Here is a 3,024-nt window from a genome sequence, read left to right as displayed (position 1 = left end):
GCATCACATCGAGCTGGTCGATCGCCTCGCACCAGTCGGAGTCGTTCCACAGGGCATCGCGCAGAAAGCTGGCCTGGGAGGCGTTCCAGAAACCGGCCTCCGGCAACAGGGTCTCATTGTCGAGGTGATGGTCGTGCACAAAGCGGTGCAGGCTCAGCTCGTCGTTGGCCATCCCGAGCTGGGCAAACAGGGCTGGCAGATCGTGGACAAGGGGTTCCATCTCGTCTCTCCCTTTGTTTAATCCCTGAGATTATAGACAGGCACAGCTATCGGGCGCAGAGACGAGATTGGAGATCAGGCAGAGGGGATGCGATGGGGGGGCAGATCAACGCCGACGACGTGCAGCCCCTGCATCTTGAGGGTGCCCTGATAGTGGCTCTCGCCATCGCTGGAGAATTCAAACTGATAGTGGGTCAGCAGCCGCAGGGGATGGCGCGCCAGCTCCCGCCGATGGCGAGCCAGCGACAGCAGTTGCAGATCATGGTGCTGGCAGTAGCGGCGCATGTATTGCCAGGCAACTTCTGCCTGTTGGCGTTGCAGCCAGAACAGGCCGGCTACGGCAATCAGCAACAAAATTCCGAGCATCTCTCCCATAGGCGGGCTTCCTTATCGTGATGTCGATAACCGGGAGTCCTGCTCGGCACTCCCGATCTCCTTTTCTATTTCCCGCCGTGTTGCCTCGTGGCGTGAGGGGGAGGCGAGGGATCAGGCCGAGGTAAACAGACGGCCGATGGCCTTGCCCAGCGCATCGCTGCGCTCGGGGTCACGCAGTCTGGCCAGCATATCATTGCGCAGGGCCGGTAAAGTGACCAACTCGGCAAAAACCTGATTGAAGAATTGGGTCGGTTGTAGTGCCAGTTGTTCCAGATAGTGGCTGAGCAGATTGGCATCTTTCAGATCGGGCCAGAGCCGGCCAGCGATGGCGAGCAGCAGCGCAGGGCTCGGCTGGGTTTGCAGCAGGGTCAGCAGCTTGTTGGTGCGCAGCGTGCTGCCGGGGCAGGAGGCCATGGCGCGGCAGAGGTAGGCCAGGGTCTCAGGGTTGGGGGCGGCGCACTCCTGCTCCTTGCCGATCCGCTCGAGCAGGGCGCCTTGTACTGCTGGCGGCAGCGGGGCGTTTTCAAGGCTCTGGCAGAGGGCGTAGAGCGGCTCTTGCGGCAGTTTGGGCAGCGCCTTGCAGATCAGCGCCAGATTGCGCTCATCATGCAGTCGCTCGGCCAGATCGGCAAAGCCCTGCAGCCCCAGCGTTTGCCAACCGGTGTCGTTGGGGGCGGCCAGATAGTGGCAGAGGGCATCGTAATAGGCGGAAGGGGCCTGCTCCAGCTGGCGCGTCAGCTTGGCGTGCAGACTGGCCATTTTTGCCTCCGCCGGGCGGAAGGTGTAGGGATTGTCGGCCAAGCGCTGGGCTTTCTCTTCATCCAGATCGCCGGTGAGCTTGTAGCCCAGGGTCTCCACCACCTGATCCATGAACAGCTTGGGGCCATTTGACATCAGCAGGCCGCGCTCATCGAGGGCAAACTTGAGGAACCAGAGGTAGTGGCGAGACTCGCTCGGCTGGAAGAAGTGCACACCCAGCCAAGCGTGCTGTTGCAGCGGCCAGGGGTAGGGCTCCTGTTGCTGCTCGATGCGCACAAAGGTATCGCTTGCCAGTGGCCGCACCTGGCGGCCCATGTCAAACAGCTGGAACTGGGTGCCAGCCTGAGTCAGAAATTCGGTCAAGGTATTGATGGCAGTTGGCGTCGCAGACATGGTGAGATCCGGCTAATGGTGATGCGGGCCGATTATAAGGCCCTTGCCGAGGATAGCCAGTGGCAGCAGACGTGCGCTGCGGCAGATATCAACATGGCAGCCATGCGGGGGGAGGTGTATAGTATCGCCCTTTTTTAACGGCGGCAGGCCGCGCTGGCTGCCGTGTATGTCGACGAGCCGGCTGAACCGCCGGTGCTGTGCGACTGAATGTATCGGCATCCTGGCTGACCCTGTCGGGTCGGCGGATCAATTTGTGGTTATGAGGAAGAGAGCGAGATGAATCAATATTTGCTGGTAGCTGGCCTGTTGGGGGAACTCACCGCCGAGTTGCAGCGCCTTGAGCGCTGGCAAGCTGACCATCCCGGTGACGAAGCCCTGGCAAGCACCCTGCCTTTTTGTGTCGATACCCTGAGCTTTGATCAGTGGCTGCAGTTCGTGCTGATCCCGCGCATGGAGCAGCTGGTGATGTTGCAGGCGCCACTGCCCACCAGCGTCTCCCTTTATCCCATGGCCAGCGAAGTCTACAAAGAGGATCTGGCCGAAGCAGAAGCGCTGCTGCGCCTGATCGCCCGCTTCGATCTGCTGCTTTCCGGCAAAGTGATCGAACAATGATGCCAGATCAAACCCGAGAAGAGAGTGACTTGAAGCTGACCCTGCTCTATCAGGATGAGTGGCTGGTGGCGGTCAACAAACCGTCTGGTCTGCTGGTGCACCGCAGCTGGCTCGACAAGGGTGAGACCCGTTTTGCCATGCAGATGACCCGGGATCTCATCGGTGGTCGCCATGTCTATCCGGTGCATCGCCTCGACCGTCCTACCTCCGGCGTGCTGCTGTTTGCGCTCGATCCGGTGATTGCCCGCGCGCTGACCGAAGCCTTCACCCAACGTCAGGTACACAAGGAGTATCTGGCATTGGTGCGCGGCTGGGCACCCGAGCAGGGGGTGATCGACTATCCCCTCAAGGAGCAGTTGGACAAGATTGCCGATGCCATGAGCAACCCGGATCGCCCGGCGCAGGATGCCGTCACCACCTTCCGGTGCCTGCATCAGGTCGAGCTGCCCCACGCGGTCTCCAAGAAGCACCCCACCAGTCGTTACAGCCTGGTCAGACTGTTCCCGAAGACCGGCCGCAAGCATCAGTTGCGCCGCCATATGGATCATCTGTTCCATCCTATTGTGGGCGACACCACCCACGGGGATGGCCGCCACAACCGTTTCTTTCGCGAGCATTTTGGCTGCGAACGGCTGCTGCTGGTGGCCCGCACCCTGAGCTTTACCC

The 3,024-nt window shown here is 61.0% G+C and carries 5 protein-coding genes; 2 read left to right on the top strand and 3 right to left on the bottom strand.

Annotated elements, in window-relative coordinates; translation table 11 throughout:
• From DBR30_RS00215 to DBR30_RS00205, 3 genes are all read right to left on the bottom strand, one after another.
• A partial coding sequence (locus tag DBR30_RS00215) for a DUF2789 family protein (RefSeq protein WP_108588141.1) occupies window positions 1-220 on the bottom strand: 220 nt, incomplete at its 3' end.
• A gap of 74 nt (window positions 221-294) precedes the next feature.
• Entirely contained in the window at window positions 295-594 is a 300-nt protein-coding gene (locus DBR30_RS00210; protein ID WP_108539927.1) for a DUF3301 domain-containing protein, read from the bottom strand.
• Window positions 595-705: 111 nt separating this feature from the next.
• Window positions 706-1,746 (bottom strand): DUF3549 family protein, encoded by a 1,041-nt coding sequence (locus DBR30_RS00205; RefSeq protein WP_108539929.1) that lies wholly within the window; start codon window positions 1,744-1,746, stop codon window positions 706-708.
• 276 nt (window positions 1,747-2,022) lie between these two features.
• On the opposite strand from DBR30_RS00205, the gene DBR30_RS00200 reads away from it, so the two are divergent.
• Window positions 2,023-2,358 (top strand): YqcC family protein, encoded by a 336-nt coding sequence (locus tag DBR30_RS00200; protein WP_005338596.1) that lies wholly within the window; start codon window positions 2,023-2,025, stop codon window positions 2,356-2,358.
• The coding region (truC, locus tag DBR30_RS00195; RefSeq protein WP_108588140.1) for a tRNA pseudouridine(65) synthase TruC at window positions 2,355-3,024 on the top strand (670 nt) is incomplete at its 3' end. The genes DBR30_RS00200 and truC, both read left to right, overlap by 4 nt.

It is taken from the genome of Aeromonas sp. HMWF017 (assembly GCF_003061465.1).
Taxonomy (GTDB): Bacteria; Pseudomonadota; Gammaproteobacteria; order Enterobacterales; family Aeromonadaceae; genus Aeromonas; species Aeromonas veronii.
The sequence above is the reverse complement of the archived record's forward strand: the minus strand, read 5'-3'. Positions and strand labels throughout refer to the sequence as shown.

Bases quoted from the DNA above. Each gene is read 5' to 3' on its own strand.
- DBR30_RS00210 (WP_108539927.1), bottom strand. From the start codon at position 594: ATGGGAGAGATGCTCGGAATTTTGTTGCTGATTGCCGTAGCCGGCCTG.
- DBR30_RS00205 (WP_108539929.1), bottom strand. From the start codon at position 1,746: ATGTCTGCGACGCCAACTGCCATCAATACCTTGACCGAATTTCTGACT.
- DBR30_RS00200 (WP_005338596.1), top strand. From the start codon at position 2,023: ATGAATCAATATTTGCTGGTAGCTGGCCTGTTGGGGGAACTCACCGCC.